Source organism: Micromonospora sp. NPDC005367, from assembly GCF_040606825.1.
Classification (GTDB): Bacteria; Actinomycetota; Actinomycetes; order Mycobacteriales; family Micromonosporaceae; genus Micromonospora.
Window position 1 is genome coordinate 1 of record NZ_JBEXFP010000063.1, and the last position, 12,651, is coordinate 12,651.

General features: G+C 73.4%; 14 protein-coding genes and 1 pseudogene. 10 read left to right on the forward strand and 5 right to left on the reverse strand.

The genetic code is table 11. The features are described 5' to 3' along the window. From ABZS42_RS28905 to ABZS42_RS28915, 3 genes and pseudogenes are all read right to left on the reverse strand, one after another. Window positions 1–93, reverse strand: a pseudogene (locus tag ABZS42_RS28905) (IS5/IS1182 family transposase); the annotation flags it as partial. A gap of 758 nt (window positions 94–851) precedes the next feature. Beyond that, window positions 852–1,028: a tyrosine-type recombinase/integrase gene (locus tag ABZS42_RS28910; RefSeq protein WP_355150645.1), complete on the reverse strand. Its 177-nt coding sequence runs from the start codon at window positions 1,026–1,028 to the stop codon at window positions 852–854. Window positions 1,029–1,320: 292 nt separating this feature from the next. After that, the gene (locus ABZS42_RS28915) at window positions 1,321–1,737 is read right to left on the reverse strand and encodes a hypothetical protein (protein ID WP_355150593.1); all 417 of its coding nucleotides are present in this window, start codon (window positions 1,735–1,737) and stop codon (window positions 1,321–1,323) included. Between the two features lie 414 nt (window positions 1,738–2,151). On the opposite strand from ABZS42_RS28915, the gene ssd reads away from it, so the two are divergent. The 8 genes from ssd to ABZS42_RS28955 all read left to right on the forward strand — a co-directional run bounded on the left by ssd (window position 2,152) and on the right by ABZS42_RS28955 (window position 8,229). Next, window positions 2,152–3,252 carry a septum site-determining protein Ssd gene (ssd, locus tag ABZS42_RS28920; RefSeq protein WP_355150595.1) on the forward strand — a complete coding sequence of 367 codons (1,101 nt, stop codon included), beginning with the start codon at window positions 2,152–2,154 and terminating at the stop codon, window positions 3,250–3,252. After that, entirely contained in the window at window positions 3,249–4,457 is a 1,209-nt protein-coding gene (locus ABZS42_RS28925) for a TadA family conjugal transfer-associated ATPase (protein WP_355150597.1), read from the forward strand. Before ssd ends, ABZS42_RS28925 begins: the two co-directional genes overlap by 4 nt. Then, complete coding sequence (locus tag ABZS42_RS28930) at window positions 4,454–5,677, forward strand: hypothetical protein (protein WP_355150599.1); 1,224 nt, start codon at window positions 4,454–4,456, stop codon at window positions 5,675–5,677. The genes ABZS42_RS28925 and ABZS42_RS28930 overlap by 4 nt, the downstream gene beginning before the upstream one ends. Then, window positions 5,677–6,531 carry a type II secretion system F family protein gene (locus ABZS42_RS28935; protein WP_355150601.1) on the forward strand — a complete coding sequence of 285 codons (855 nt, stop codon included), beginning with the start codon at window positions 5,677–5,679 and terminating at the stop codon, window positions 6,529–6,531. The genes ABZS42_RS28930 and ABZS42_RS28935 overlap by 1 nt, the downstream gene beginning before the upstream one ends. Before the next feature lie 26 nt (window positions 6,532–6,557). Beyond that, window positions 6,558–6,725 carry a DUF4244 domain-containing protein gene (locus ABZS42_RS28940; RefSeq protein ID WP_076470820.1) on the forward strand — a complete coding sequence of 56 codons (168 nt, stop codon included), beginning with the start codon at window positions 6,558–6,560 and terminating at the stop codon, window positions 6,723–6,725. After that, the gene (locus ABZS42_RS28945; RefSeq protein ID WP_355150647.1) at window positions 6,725–7,093 is read left to right on the forward strand and encodes a TadE family type IV pilus minor pilin; all 369 of its coding nucleotides are present in this window, start codon (window positions 6,725–6,727) and stop codon (window positions 7,091–7,093) included. Before ABZS42_RS28940 ends, ABZS42_RS28945 begins: the two co-directional genes overlap by 1 nt. A 110-nt stretch (window positions 7,094–7,203) precedes the next feature. Further along, on the forward strand, window positions 7,204–7,557 hold the full coding sequence (locus ABZS42_RS28950; RefSeq protein ID WP_355150603.1) for an Rv3654c family TadE-like protein: 354 nt from the start codon (window positions 7,204–7,206) through the stop codon (window positions 7,555–7,557). 81 nt (window positions 7,558–7,638) lie between these two features. Continuing rightward, window positions 7,639–8,229, forward strand: a complete 591-nt coding sequence (locus ABZS42_RS28955) for a hypothetical protein (protein ID WP_355150605.1) — start codon at window positions 7,639–7,641, stop codon at window positions 8,227–8,229. Between the two features lie 120 nt (window positions 8,230–8,349). Here the strand turns inward: ABZS42_RS28955 and ABZS42_RS28960 are convergent, their stop codons facing one another. Further along, a complete protein-coding gene (locus tag ABZS42_RS28960) occupies window positions 8,350–8,928 on the reverse strand; it encodes a hypothetical protein (RefSeq protein WP_355150607.1) in 579 nt (192 codons plus the stop codon). A 158-nt stretch (window positions 8,929–9,086) separates the two neighbouring features. Continuing rightward, window positions 9,087–11,429 (reverse strand): DEAD/DEAH box helicase, encoded by a 2,343-nt coding sequence (locus ABZS42_RS28965; RefSeq protein WP_355150649.1) that lies wholly within the window; start codon window positions 11,427–11,429, stop codon window positions 9,087–9,089. A 187-nt stretch (window positions 11,430–11,616) separates the two neighbouring features. Between ABZS42_RS28965 and ABZS42_RS28970 the strand changes: the two genes are divergently transcribed. Together ABZS42_RS28970 and ABZS42_RS28975 are read left to right on the forward strand one after the other, a co-directional pair. Beyond that, window positions 11,617–11,973 (forward strand): STAS domain-containing protein, encoded by a 357-nt coding sequence (locus ABZS42_RS28970; protein ID WP_355150609.1) that lies wholly within the window; start codon window positions 11,617–11,619, stop codon window positions 11,971–11,973. Next, the gene (locus tag ABZS42_RS28975; protein ID WP_355150611.1) at window positions 11,970–12,407 is read left to right on the forward strand and encodes an ATP-binding protein; all 438 of its coding nucleotides are present in this window, start codon (window positions 11,970–11,972) and stop codon (window positions 12,405–12,407) included. Before ABZS42_RS28970 ends, ABZS42_RS28975 begins: the two co-directional genes overlap by 4 nt. The last annotated feature ends 244 nt before the right edge of the window (window positions 12,408–12,651 follow it).

Consider the following 12,651-nt stretch of genomic DNA (forward strand, 5'->3'; position numbering starts at 1 on the left):
GGCGACCAGGCGGACCAGCTTGCGGAACTGGGCGGGCGTCAGACCGGTGAACGGGAAAATCCACTCCGGGTGCTTCGCGGTGATCACCTGCACCCCCGCATCCTCGATGATCGTCCTCACCGGACAGACACCGGGTTACGAGACATCCCTTAGGGCGCGGTCGTCGTCACGTCCGACGATGCCGCATCGCACATGAAGTGGTGCTGGCAGAGGAGTGTCGGCGCTTAACTGACCGCCGGTGAAGACGGGGACCTTGTCGACGAAGAACCACGACTTGCCGTCCGCGTCGACCAAGCGGACGCGCACCCAGCCCGGGAAATCCTGGCTGACCCATGCGACCACCTCGCAGCGGAGAAAGCCTTCTTCGTAAGCCAGGGCCGATCTTGCCCGCTTGCTCGTGCGATGCCAACCGACGATGGAGACGTCAGCCAGCGGGGGTCGGCCGGGTCGCCGGTGGAATGGCTGTCGACAGCAACGCCGACAGCAACCGCGCTGGACGGCAGCACACTGACGAGCACTGGCATGGACGAAGCTCCGAGCGTGCAGCTATTCCCGGACGCTTGCGGACACGATGCACAGAGCTTGTAAGCGAGACGTCGGGCAGCAGCGAGGCAGCAAGAAGGCAGCGCCAGCATTGACGAGGGCCGGACCCGGACGGCAGGGAACGAGGTCCGGCTCCTGCTCATTGACGCGAGCCGTTACTACTCGGCAGCAGACGACAGTCTGAGACCGCATCCCCCGACGGGGGTCGTCCCTTTGCGCATCGAGCACTGCGGCCCAGGTCACAGCCCCCCTCATCCTCGTCGAGGGAGGCCGCCGAGGGTGTTTCCCCGGCCGGAGCCAGCAAATCGTCAGCAGGCAGCGTGAAGGCATTCAGGACCCGGGTGGCGTAGTCGTCCGGGGGGTGTGTGACGGTTGAGCGTCGTTGACGCCTGCTCGTGGCCCATGACCCGCCGCGCGAGCTTGATCGGGACGCCGTCGGTGACCAGCCAGGTGGCGTAGGCATGCCGCAGGTCGTGGAACCGCATCCCGCCGACCGCGTTCGCCGCCACGCAGGCGACCGACTCCCGCTCGGTGGTGGATTCCGCCGACCACCCGACGCCTTCCCAGTAGGGCCAGATCGCCCGGTATCGAGCACGTGTTCGCGGTGTCGTCGGGCGACGATCCGACCGACCTGGCTCAGCACTGGCCGTGGCAGCGATCGCGTCTTCAAGGCGGCTCCGCCGACGAGAGGGGCGGCGGAGTTCGACATCTATAGAAGGCCCGCAGCGGCACTCGCGGCAGGAGTGGTGTGAGGGTGTGTACTGCTGCGGTGCCGGGTCACGAGCCGGTCAGGCGCCTGCGGAGCAGGTGGGTACCCAGGCTGACCACCCCGCTGCCGGCAGCCGTGCCTGTCAGCACCAACGTCGCGCCTACCGCCCACAGCCCGCTGCCATCGGTCGACGCGGCCTGCACAGCCCAGGGAACTGTGAACGCGACCGCCATCACCGGCGCGACCAGCCAGGGGCTGAGCCACCAGCCACCGGCGGCGGCGATCACGGCAAGCGTGAGCACGGACCCGGCCACCTGCCACACCGCGTACGGACCGCTGACCGCGCCGGTCTCCGGGTCGATCTGGTAGCCGGTGTTCCAGCCCAGCCAGGCGAGCCAGGTGCCGACCGTCGCCACCGCTAGGAGCAGGCTGCCGAGCAGGGTTGGTTGTGCGCCGGACAGTACCGGTCGGAAATGCGTAGCCATGGTCCCCGATCCTCGGCAGCCACACCGGCCTGGTGCCTGAGCCCTCGTACTCGTCGACCGGGGTCCCCGACACTTGGCGAGAATCGTCACGCCATCAAGGCTCATAGTCAGCAAGTCGTGGATAACGATTGAATGTCGGGTACGGCTGCCCGTGGCCGTCAGCGCAACCAGTCCACGCCTTCGGCGATCCGCACCAGCTCGGGCCGCGAGTGGCCCGGGCATCCGTTGGCCATCGCTTTCGGCCGCCGGAGTCGTCGGTACCGGCACGGCACCACATAGCAGATCCATTGCTGGCGCGGACATTGTCCACAGGCGGCCTGGTTGTCCACAGGTGACCGCCGTGGGGCGGTCAGCGGTGCGGATCGGGAGCAGGGTCTCGGACAGCACTTCGAGTCCTGACCGCTGGAGGCCGCGATGCCACCCCGTACCTCCGTCCCGTCGCCCGGCCGACGCCCGCTGGTCGTCACCGGCGACGGCGAACTCCTCGACGACCTGCTCCGGCTCGCCGCCGCCGGCGGTGCCGAGCTGGAACTCGCACCCGATCCGGCGGCCGCACGCACCCGCTGGCTGCCCGCACCACTCGTGCTGGTCGGCGTCGACCAGGCACAGCCCTGTCTGCGGGCCCGGCTGCCGCAGCGCCCCCGCCTGGTCCTGGTGGGCCGCTCCGGCGAACTCGACCCCGGCTGGCAGGTCGCCGAGCTGATCGGCGCCGAGCACGTCGCCACCCTGCCGGCGGCCGAGCCGTGGCTGGTGGACCGTTTCGCCGAACACGGCGCCGACCGGCCGCTGGCTGCCGCCCGGATCGTCGCGGTGCTCGGCGGGCGGGGCGGCGCCGGGGCGAGCATCCTGGCCGGCGGGCTCGCGGTCACCGCGGCCAGGAGCCGCCTGCGGACCCTGCTCGTGGACGCCGATCCGCTCGGCGGTGGGCTCGACCTGATCCTCGGCTGGGAGCAGCTGGACGGGCTCCGTTGGCCGTCGCTCACCGACGCCGACGGCCGGGTCGACGCTCCCGCGCTGGTCCGGGCCCTGCCCCATCGGGGCGACCTCGTGGTGCTCTCCTGGGATCGGGGCGAGTTGCTTTCACTGCCGGCCCCGGCGATGGCGGCCACCCTCGACGCCGCCCGGCGCGGACGCGACTTCGTGGCCGTCGACCTGCCCAGGCAGCTCGACGACGCCGCTGTCACCGCGTTGCAGGCCGCCGACCGGGCCTACCTGGTCGTCCCGGCGGAGCTACGTGCCATCGCGGCGGCGGCCCGGGTCGCGGCGGCCGCCGCCCTGCACTGCACCGACCTCGCCGTCATCGTGCGGGGGCCGGCCCCGGGTCGGCTCCGGGCCGACGAGGTGGCACGGGCACTCGGGCTGCCACTGGCCGGCACGCTCCGCCCTGAGCCGGCGATCGTGCGGGGGCTCGAACGTGGGGAGGCGCCGGCCGCCACGGGGCGCGGCCCACTGGCCGCGCTCTGCCAGCGGATCGTCGCCGAGCTCACCGGCGCACCCGCGGCCGGTGCGGCATGACCGGCCCGTCGGACGACGGCCTTCCCGCCCGGATACGGCAGCGGATGGCCTCGTCCGCGACTCCGGTCACCCCGGCCGCGATCGTCTCCGCCGTACGCGCCGAGTCCACCGCCGCGGTCCTCGGCGACACCGCTGTGCTGCGGATGGCCGACCGGGTGCGCGACGAGCTGGTCGGCGCCGGTCCGCTCGCTCCGTTGCTGGCCGACCCGGAGGTGACCGACGTGCTGGTCAACGGCGTCCGGGTCTGGGTCGATCGGGGGCAGGGTCTGCACCTGGCGGCGGTGCCGCTCGGGTCGGTCGACGACGTACGCCGGTTGGCGCAGCGGCTCACCGCGAGCGCCGGCCGGCGGCTGGACGACGGATCCCCGTACGCGGACGCCCGCCTCGCCGACGGCACCCGGCTGCACGCCGTACTGCCGCCGGTGGCGACGGACGGCCCGTACCTGTCGCTGCGCACCTTCCGGCAGCGGCCGTTCACCCTCGACGAACTGGTGCAGCACGGCACGGTGCCCCGGTCGGTCGCACCGGTGCTCTCCGCCGTGGTGGCGGCCCGGCTGGCCTACCTGGTGACCGGCGGCACGGGGTCGGGCAAGACGACGCTGCTCAACACGTTGCTCGGACTCGTACCGGCGACCGAGCGGATCGTGCTGGTGGAGGACGCCGCCGAGTTGCGGCCACGGCATCCGCACGTGGTGGGGCTGCAGGCCCGCACCGCCAATGTGGAGGGCTCGGGTGTGGTCGGGCTGGCCGACCTGGTCCGTCAGGCCCTGCGGATGCGACCCGACCGGCTGGTCGTCGGGGAGTGCCGGGGCGGTGAGGTGGTGGACCTGCTCGCCGCCCTGAACACCGGCCACGACGGCGGCGCCGGGACGCTGCACGCGAACACCCCGACCGACGTACCGGCCCGGCTGGAGGCGCTGGGGATGCTCGGTGGGCTGCCACGTGCCGCGCTGCACGCGCAGGTCGCCGCCGCGCTGCAGGTGCTGTTGCAGGTACGCCGGAGCGATCGAGGGCGGGTGCTGGAATCCGTCTGTCTGCTGCTGCCGGAAGGCCCGGACCGGTTGGTCACGGTGGTGCCTGCCTGGGTACGCGGGCGTGGCTCCCGTCCGGCCGCCCGGGCGCTCGCCACGCTGCTGCGGGAACGGGACGTACCAGTGCCGCCGATTCTCAGCGAGCCCTGGCCCGGATCGGCGGGGCCGGCATGAGCCCGGCAGCCTGGTCGACGACGACGACGACGGCGGCGGTGCTGCTGCTGGTGGCGGCCGTGCTGGTCGGCTGGCCGCTGCGTAGCGCCCGGGCCCGCCGCCGCGCGGTGATGACGGCGGTCGGCGGCTCGGGCCGTTCCCGCCGCCGGTCGGCCGACGAGGCTCTCATCGCCTGGGTCACCGAACTGAGGCGGCCTCTCGACGATCCTCCCGGATCGCCCGACGTCCGACCCGCCGACGCCTCGGCGGAGCCCGGCGGCACTTTTCCGGCCTGGTCGAGCCGAGGCTCGTCGATCGGGCAGGCGCCCGCCGCCGCGCCGGAACGACCGCAGCCGGTGGGCGTCCTGCGGAGGCAGCCGACAGACGGCGCAGCCTCCGTTGACGCCGGCGCGGGATGGTCGGTCAGCCGGGACGTCGCCGCGGGAGCGCCCGGGCCGACCGGGCGAAGGCCCTGGCCGGGGCGAGCACCCGGACCGTCCGGTCCGCCCGGCCGGCGGGACGGCAGGGCCCCGGCCGGGCTGGGTGGGACGCCGGTCCCGAGCGTCACGATCCAGCGCGGGCCGGTCGCCGCCCCGCCGACGAACAACGGTCCCGGAGGATGGGGGTTCGCGCTGAGCCGGGCGCCGAGGCGCACCCTTCTCCTCGCCGGGTTGGCCGGCGTCGGTCTTGGCGCGCTGCTCGGCGGCCCGGTCGCGTCCGTGGCGCTCGCGACGTACGTCATGTTGGGGGTCCGCGCGGCGATCCGCTGGAAGTCGACGCGGCAGGTCGAGCAGGATCGACGCCATCGACTGGACCAGCTCTGCGGGTTCGCCGCGGACCTGCGGGCCGGGCTTCCGGTGCCGACGCTGACCGATCCGCAGGAGCAGCCGGACGAATCGGATCGGCTCCACCGGCTCGCGTCCGCTGCCGTACGGCTCGCCGACCGCACCGGCGCGCCACTGGCCGACCTGGTGGAGCGGATCGAGTCAGACGCCCGGTCGGTCGACCGGGGGCTGGCCGCCGCAGCCGCGCAGGCGGCGGGTGCCCGGGCCACCGCCTGGCTGCTGGCAGGTCTCCCACTCGGCGGTATCGGGCTCGGGTACGGCATCGGGGTCGATCCGGTCCACGTGCTCCTGCACACGCCGGTCGGGGCCGTCTGCACCGTGCTCGCCGTCGGGCTGCAGGCCGGTGGGCTGTTCTGGGCCGACCGCCTCAGCGCCGCACCGGCTCGGGCCGCCTGATGTCCCGGGCCGTCCTGGCCGCCGGTTGCCTGGTCGCGGCGGCCCTGCTGCTCGCGGCGACGGGCGGTCGCCGGCCGGTGCACCGGCTGCGGTCGCTCCGGAACTCACGCCCTCCCGGGCCGGCGCCTGCCGGCGAGGAGTCGGCCGCCAGCCGGTGGTGGTTCGGGCTCGGGCGGCCGGTGCGGAGCCACGACGACGACGTCCCGTCGGGCGCGGGTTGCCCGCCCGGTGACGGTGACGGACCTGGCCGGACCGGCCGGCGCCCCGACATGATCCGGCTGGCCTCGGCGCTGGGCGGGGTGGCGGTGGCAGTGGTAGCCGGTGGCTGGCTCGGACTGCTCGGCGCGGTGCCGACCGCAGTCCTGCTGGACCGGCTGCTACGGCGGATCGAACCGCCCGCAGCCCGTGACCGTCGGCTCCGGGAAGCCGCCGACCTGCCACTGGCCGCGGATCTGCTGGCCGCGGCCATGCGGGCGGGCGCGCCCGTGGACAGGTCGGTCCTGGCGGTCGCCGAGGCGTTGGACGGCCCGCTCGCGGTCCGACTCGGGCGGGTCGGCCGGACGCTGCTGCTCGGCGGTGGCCCGGAGGAGGCGTGGTCGGCCCTGCACGGGGTGCCGGGGGCGGAGCGGGTGGCGGCCGCCGCGTACCGGTCGTCGAACAGCGGAGCCGCGTTGGCCGGCGCGTTGACCCGGCTCGCCGACGACCTGCGCGCCGACCGGGCCACCGCGGCCGAGGCGTCGGCCCGCCGGGCGGGCGTACTCATCGTGCTTCCGCTGGGGCTCTGCTTCCTGCCGGCCTTCATTCTCGCCGGCCTGGTGCCGGTGATCGTCGCCGTCCTGGGCGACGTGCTCTGAGAACCATCGAGGAAGGGGTACGGAACGTGCGCAAACTGCTCGCCCGCCTGCGCGGGGACGCGGGGATGAACACCGCCGAGTACGCCGTCGGCACACTCGCGGCGGTCGCCTTCGCGGGCATCCTGCTGAAGGTGCTGACGTCCGGGAACGTCCAGTCCGCGTTGACGGCCGTCATCGACCGGGCGCTCAAGTGATCCGGCGCCGGCTGGCCGGCCGTGACCGGGGTTCATTCACCGCCGAACTGGCGGCCGGCCTGCCGGCGCTGCTGCTGCTCCTGCTCGCCGGGCTGACAGCCGTCAACGCGGTGAGCACCCGGGCGGGCTGCCTGCACGCGGCGCGGGAGGCGGCGTTGGCTGCTTCCCGCGGCGAGGACGGACCCGCAGCGGGTGCCCGAGCCGCGCCGGCCGGATCGGAGATCACCCTGTCGACCGGCGACGGGCGGGTGCAGGTGACCGTACGGGCACCCGTCCGCGCACTCGGCGCTCGACTGCCCCGGATCACCGTGACCGCGACCGCTGTCGCCGCCGTCGAGCCCGGTGCGGCCGCGGCGGCGCCGTCGTGAGTGGCGCGAAGCGGCCCGCGGGCACGGGCGTCCACCGGCGGCGAGCGCCGCACCGAACGGCCGCGACGAGGGCGGCGGGGGCGGGTCCGGGCCGACAACCGCCAATGGGCATGACGTCGGACCGTGACCGGGGAGGCGCGAGCGTTTGCCTGCTCGCCGTCGGCCTGGTCTTCGTGCTGGTCGGGATGTTCGGCGCGGCGGTGGGCGCCGCCCGGGCGGCACGCCAGCAGGCAGCGGTGGCGGCGGACCTCGGTGCGCTGGCCGGTGCCGGGCGAGCGCCTGTCGATGCGGGAGCGGCCTGTTCAGCGGCGGCCGAGATCACGGAGCGCAACGGCGGGCGACTACTGGGCTGCCGGCTCGACGGTCTGGACGTGGTGGTCACCGCCGAGGTCGGTGTCGACCTGCTGCCCGGCCTGACCCGGGTCGCCACGGCCACCGCGCGCGCCGGCCCACTGCGGAGCTGATGCCCGATGTGACTCATGGCAACCGAGACATATACCAGCGCGATCACACCGGCTACGATCGTCGATGAACGGGGGTGTGGCATGCACGAATGCGACGCGTCGATCGGCCTGCGTGATCACCGCCCGCTCGGTCCGGGGCGATGGCTGGTGCTGCTGCTGACCACGGTCGGCATCGCGGTGGTCCTCTGGGCGGGAGTCCGCTGGAACCTCTCGAGCGAGGACGCGCTGGCGGTCTCTGTACGATTGGGCGTCGCGGCCTGGATTCTGGTGATGCTGGCCTTCACCCTGTGGCTGGCCGTCAACCGGACGAGGCGGCCGCCTGGAAATGGGAAACAGCCCCAACCTGGTACCCCCCGCCGATCGGGGCGGTACGCCGCCGATCTCTGCCCACACGGCGTCACCCTGTTCGCCGGACGGGGCCCACTGCTGCCCTGGTCACACGTCACCGCCCTCCAGGTCTATCCCACAGGCACCGGCCGGGGCGGGGCGGTCGCCGCGCGACTGAGTTCGTTCGCCGAACCCACGGGCCTGCCCGCCGTCGCCCGGATGGTCACTGACGGTTCGGTGCCCGCCGACCCGAGCGTGTTCTGGTTGGGGCACGTCAAGAACGCCGCCGAGGCCGACCGGGTCCGCACCCGGACCAGCCAATGGCGAGACCGCACCTTCCGGTGACCGCCGCGCCGATCGCGGGTGGACCCGTTCGGGTAGCGGGAGCCAGGCTGGTCCGAGCGGCCGGACGGCGGGCGCCCCGCAACGCCGTGCGGGAGCGGCGGCACCGAGGCGGGACCGGCGTCAGCGGGCCTGAAGAGCGTCCAGGGCGACGGCCATCGCGATGACCAGCCGGCGGTCGATCTGCGGGTGCTGGATCTCGACCACGTACCGGTCGCGCAGGCCCCACTTCTTCACCACGGAGAAGACGGGCTGACCGCCGGCGGTGAAGTCGAAGTGGTACGGCAGCCAGGAGAGCGAGTCGACGAAGCGCCGCAGCAACGCCACCGGCAGGCTGCGCTCCTGCCCGGTGACCTCCGGCAGGCCGGCCTGCTCCACGTGCCACGTGGAACGCAGCAGGGACTGCGCGAAGTTCTTGCGGAACAGGCCGACCGGGTTGCCGGCCGCGTCGGTGACGTCGTACGTGGCACCGAGGTCGAGGGCCTGGCGGGCCTTGAAGCCGAGAACGGGCTGCTGCTTCGAGTCGTCCGTGTAGAGGGTGACCTGCTCCTTGAAGGCGAGGCGCTTCTGCTGCGCGAAGGCCAGCAGCTGCCCCTCCGAACCGTCCGGCGCCACCGCGAGGACCTCGTACTGGTTGACCATCAGCCGCACCCGCTGGCGGATGTGGAAACGCTGCTGTGCCTGCAACATGTCGGGCTGCATTGTGTTCTCCTCGATAAGGGTCGCCGGAGTGTCGCACACCACAGCGCCCCAGCATCGGCCCGGCTCTACCCACGACCGGTGGGGGCCCGCGCCGGTACGTCCGGTCGGGGCCCGTGCCCGGGCCGCGCCGGCACGTCCGGTGAAGGCCGGTGCCGCGATCAGGACGGCAGGTTGGCCAGCACCACGTCCAGCACCCGGACGGCGTCCGCCTTCGAGAGCGGGTTGTTGCCGTTGCCGCACTTGGGCGACTGCACGCAGGACGGGCACCCGGATTCGCAGGCGCACTCGGCGATCGCGTCGCGGGTGGCGCGCAGCCAGGTCGCGGCCGTGCCGTACGCCCGCTCGGCGAAACCAGCCCCGCCCGGGTGCCCGTCGTACACGAACACGGTGGGCGCCTCGGTGTCCGGGTGCAGAGCGGTGGAGAGCCCACCGATGTCCCAGCGGTCGCAGGTGGCGATGAGCGGCAGTAGACCGATCGCCGCGTGTTCGGCGGCGTGCAGTCCCCCCGGCACGTCCGACGGCTCGACGCCGGCCGCGGCCAGCGACTCCGGCGAGAGCGTGAACCAGACCGCGACCGTACGCAGCTCGCGGGCCGGCAGGTCCAGCGGCCGGGTGTCGATCACCTCGCCGGTGGCGATCCGCCGCCGCTGGTACGACACCACCTGGCTGGTCACGTCCACCTCGCCGAGGAACATCCCGACCGGCCCGGCGTCCACGTACGAACGCACCGACACGACGGAGACGTCGGTGACGTCGCGGGCGTGGGTCGACCAGTCGGGTTCCTCGGTGTGGACGAGCGCACACCCGTCGGCCAGGTCCAACTCGTCCACCACATACGAGACGCCCTGATGCAGGTAGACCGCGCCGGGGTGGAGCAGGAAGTGTGACGAACCACCATCCACCGTGCCGAGCAGCCGCCCCGTGGCCGCCTCCACCACGACCACCGGCGCTCCGCCCTCGCCCCGCAGGTCCACCTCGGGCCGCTCCCGGTGCCGCCAGTACCAGCCGGTCGGGCGTTGCCGCAGCGCGCCGGCCGCTACGAGCTGGTCGACCGCCTCCTTCGCCCCGTCGCCGAACAACACCAGGTCGGCCGGGGTGAGTGGGGCCTCGGCCGCGGCGCACGCGAGCTGCGGCGCGAGGACGTACGGGTTGGCCGGGTCGAGCACGGTCGCCTCGACTGGCCGCCCGAAGACCGCCTCCGGGTGGTGCACGAGGTAGGTGTCGAGCGGGTCGTCCCGGGCCACCAGCACGGCCAGCGCCTCCTGCCCGGAGCGCCCGGCCCGCCCGGCCTGCTGCCAGAGCGAGGCCCGGGTGCCCGGGTAGCCGCAGATCAGCACCGCGTCGAGGCCGACCAGGTCGACGCCGAGCTCCAGCGCGTTGGTGGAGGCCAGCCCGAGCAGGTCGCCGTGCAGCAACGCCCGCTCGAGTTCCCGCCGCTCCTCGCGCAGGTAGCCGCCGCGGTAGGCGGCCACCCGATCGCCCAGACCGGGTACCGCCTCGTCCAGTGCCCGCCGGGTGTTCGCGGCCACCACCTCGGCGCCCCGGCGGGAGCGGACGAAGGCGAGGGTGCGTACGCCCGCGGCGACCGTGTCGGCGAGCAGGTCCGCGGTCTCCCGCAGCGCGGACCGGCGCACGGGTGCGAGGTCCGCCGCGTCGGAGGACGTGTCGGCCGAGGGCAGCAGCGGCGGCTCCCAGAGCGCGAAGGTTACCCCGCCGCTGGGCGACGTGTCCTCGGTGACGGCGGCCACGGGCAGGCCGGTGAGTCGTTCCGCCGCGGTCGCCGGGTCACCGGAGGTCGCGGAGGCGAGTACGAACACGGGCGTACTGCCGAACCGGGCGCACTGCCGCCGCAGCCGGCGCAGCACGTGTGCGACGTGCGAGCCGAACACGCCCCGGTAGGTGTGGCACTCGTCGATCACGACGTACGTCAGCCGGCGCAGGAATCCTGACCACTGGGCATGGCCGGGGAGGATGCCGTGGTGCAGCATGTCCGGGTTGGTCAGCACGAACCGGGAGTGCCGCCGGATCCACTCCCGCTCGGCGCGCGGGGTGTCCCCGTCGTAGCAGGCGGGGCGTACCCCGTCGAGTTCCAGTTCGGCGACGGCGCGTAGCTGGTCGGCGGCGAGGGCCTTGGTCGGCGCCAGGTAGAGCACGGTGGCCCGGGGGTCCGCGAGCAGGGTGGCGAGGGCCGGCATCTGGTACGCCAGGGACTTTCCGGACGCGGTGCCGGTGGCGACGACCACATGCTGGCCGTCGTACGCCAGGGCGGCCGCCTCGGCCTGATGCCGCCAGGGCGCGGTCACCCCGCGCCCGGCGAACGCCGCCCGCAGTTCCTCCGGGACCCACTGCGGCCACGGAGCGGGCACGCCCGTCCGGGCCGGTACCCGCTCGACGTGGGTGACCGGGTCGATGTCGGCGCGGGTGCGCAGCCGGGCCAGCAGGTCGGCCGGCGCGTGTCCGGGAGGAGCTGCGGATACCCTGGCGGCGGTCGACGGCTCCACGTCCTGGTGCGACGTCAGCCGCGCCGAGGTGAAGCTGTCGTAAGTCACGGGAAAACTCTCGCACTGGTGTTCGGAGATGAAAAGCCCGGGGCCAGGGTATGGGGGAGGCTTCGCCGGTGACCACCGCGTCTTCCGGCGGTAGTGGTTAGATGCCCAGGAGAGTTTACGGCTCTTGCGAGGAGGACAGATGGAGCTGTCGCTGGCGACCCGGGCCGTGGGGGAGCACACAGTGCTCGAGGTCGGCGGTGAGGTCGACGTCTACACCGCCCCCCGGTTGCGCGAACGGCTCCTGGAACTGATCGACGGCGGTGCCCGGCACGTGGTGGTGGATCTCGGACGGGTGGACTTCCTCGACTCCACCGGCCTGGGGGTGCTGGTCGGCGCGCTGAAGCGGCTGCGCGCGGCGGGTGGCAGCTTCGCGCTGGTCTGCGACAAGGAACCGCTGCTCAAGATCTTCCGCATCACCGCGCTGGATCAGGTCTTCCCGCTGCACCCGACGGTCGACGCGGCGATCGCCGCCGGCTCGACGGGTACCGGCGCGTGATGGCGACGGTTCGGCTCTCCTTCTCGCCGGCGCCGGTGCACGTGCGCACGGCTCGCCTGGTCGGCGTCGCGGTCGCCCGCCGGGCCGGCGTCCGCGAGGACCTGCTCGACGAGGTACGTCTCGCCATCGGTGAGGCGTGCACCCGGGCCGTCGCCCTGCACCGCCAGTACGGCCTGCACGATCCGGTGCTGGTGGAGATGTCCGACTCCGGGCAGTACGCCGTCCGGGTGGTCGACCGGGCGCCGATCGAGGCGGGTATCGGTCTTGCCGCGCTGCCCCCGGACGAGTTGGCCAACGAGTCGCTCACCGACGAGGCGCTCACCACCGGTGTGGGTTTCGCCCTGCTCGCCGGTTTCGTGGAGGACCTGCAGGTGCGTCCGGTCGACGAGGGCGTCGGCACCGAGGTGCGCATGGTCTGGCCGGTCGGCCGCTGACCGTTTCCGTCCACACAGGCCGTGCCCATCGGGCGCGGCCTGTGTGGCATGGATCGACTCCTATATCAGATTCTCTCTCATAACACAGCGACGAAGATCATCGACATGGGGTGGACCCTGCGTGTGACCTCGGACACCCCGGAGGGCTACAGTACCCGGGTTGTCAGCAAGTGATCCATCCCGCAGCCAGCGGGAACGGGTGTTGAACGCTGGTCCGTTGGGTGGGGTCGGCGCGCGCTTGCGA

Coding starts and splice junctions, on each gene's coding strand:
- ABZS42_RS28930 (WP_355150599.1), top strand. CDS start 4,454: ATGAGCCCGGCAGCCTGGTCGACGACGACGACGACGGCGGCGGTGCTG.
- ABZS42_RS28935 (WP_355150601.1), top strand. CDS start 5,677: ATGTCCCGGGCCGTCCTGGCCGCCGGTTGCCTGGTCGCGGCGGCCCTG.
- ABZS42_RS28955 (WP_355150605.1), top strand. CDS start 7,639: ATGCACGAATGCGACGCGTCGATCGGCCTGCGTGATCACCGCCCGCTC.
- ssd (WP_355150595.1), top strand. CDS start 2,152: ATGCCACCCCGTACCTCCGTCCCGTCGCCCGGCCGACGCCCGCTGGTC.
- ABZS42_RS28960 (WP_355150607.1), bottom strand. CDS start 8,928: ATGCAGCCCGACATGTTGCAGGCACAGCAGCGTTTCCACATCCGCCAG.
- ABZS42_RS28925 (WP_355150597.1), top strand. CDS start 3,249: ATGACCGGCCCGTCGGACGACGGCCTTCCCGCCCGGATACGGCAGCGG.
- ABZS42_RS28950 (WP_355150603.1), top strand. CDS start 7,204: ATGACGTCGGACCGTGACCGGGGAGGCGCGAGCGTTTGCCTGCTCGCC.
- ABZS42_RS28915 (WP_355150593.1), bottom strand. CDS start 1,737: ATGGCTACGCATTTCCGACCGGTACTGTCCGGCGCACAACCAACCCTG.
- ABZS42_RS28910 (WP_355150645.1), bottom strand. CDS start 1,028: ATGCGGTTCCACGACCTGCGGCATGCCTACGCCACCTGGCTGGTCACC.
- ABZS42_RS28970 (WP_355150609.1), top strand. CDS start 11,617: ATGGAGCTGTCGCTGGCGACCCGGGCCGTGGGGGAGCACACAGTGCTC.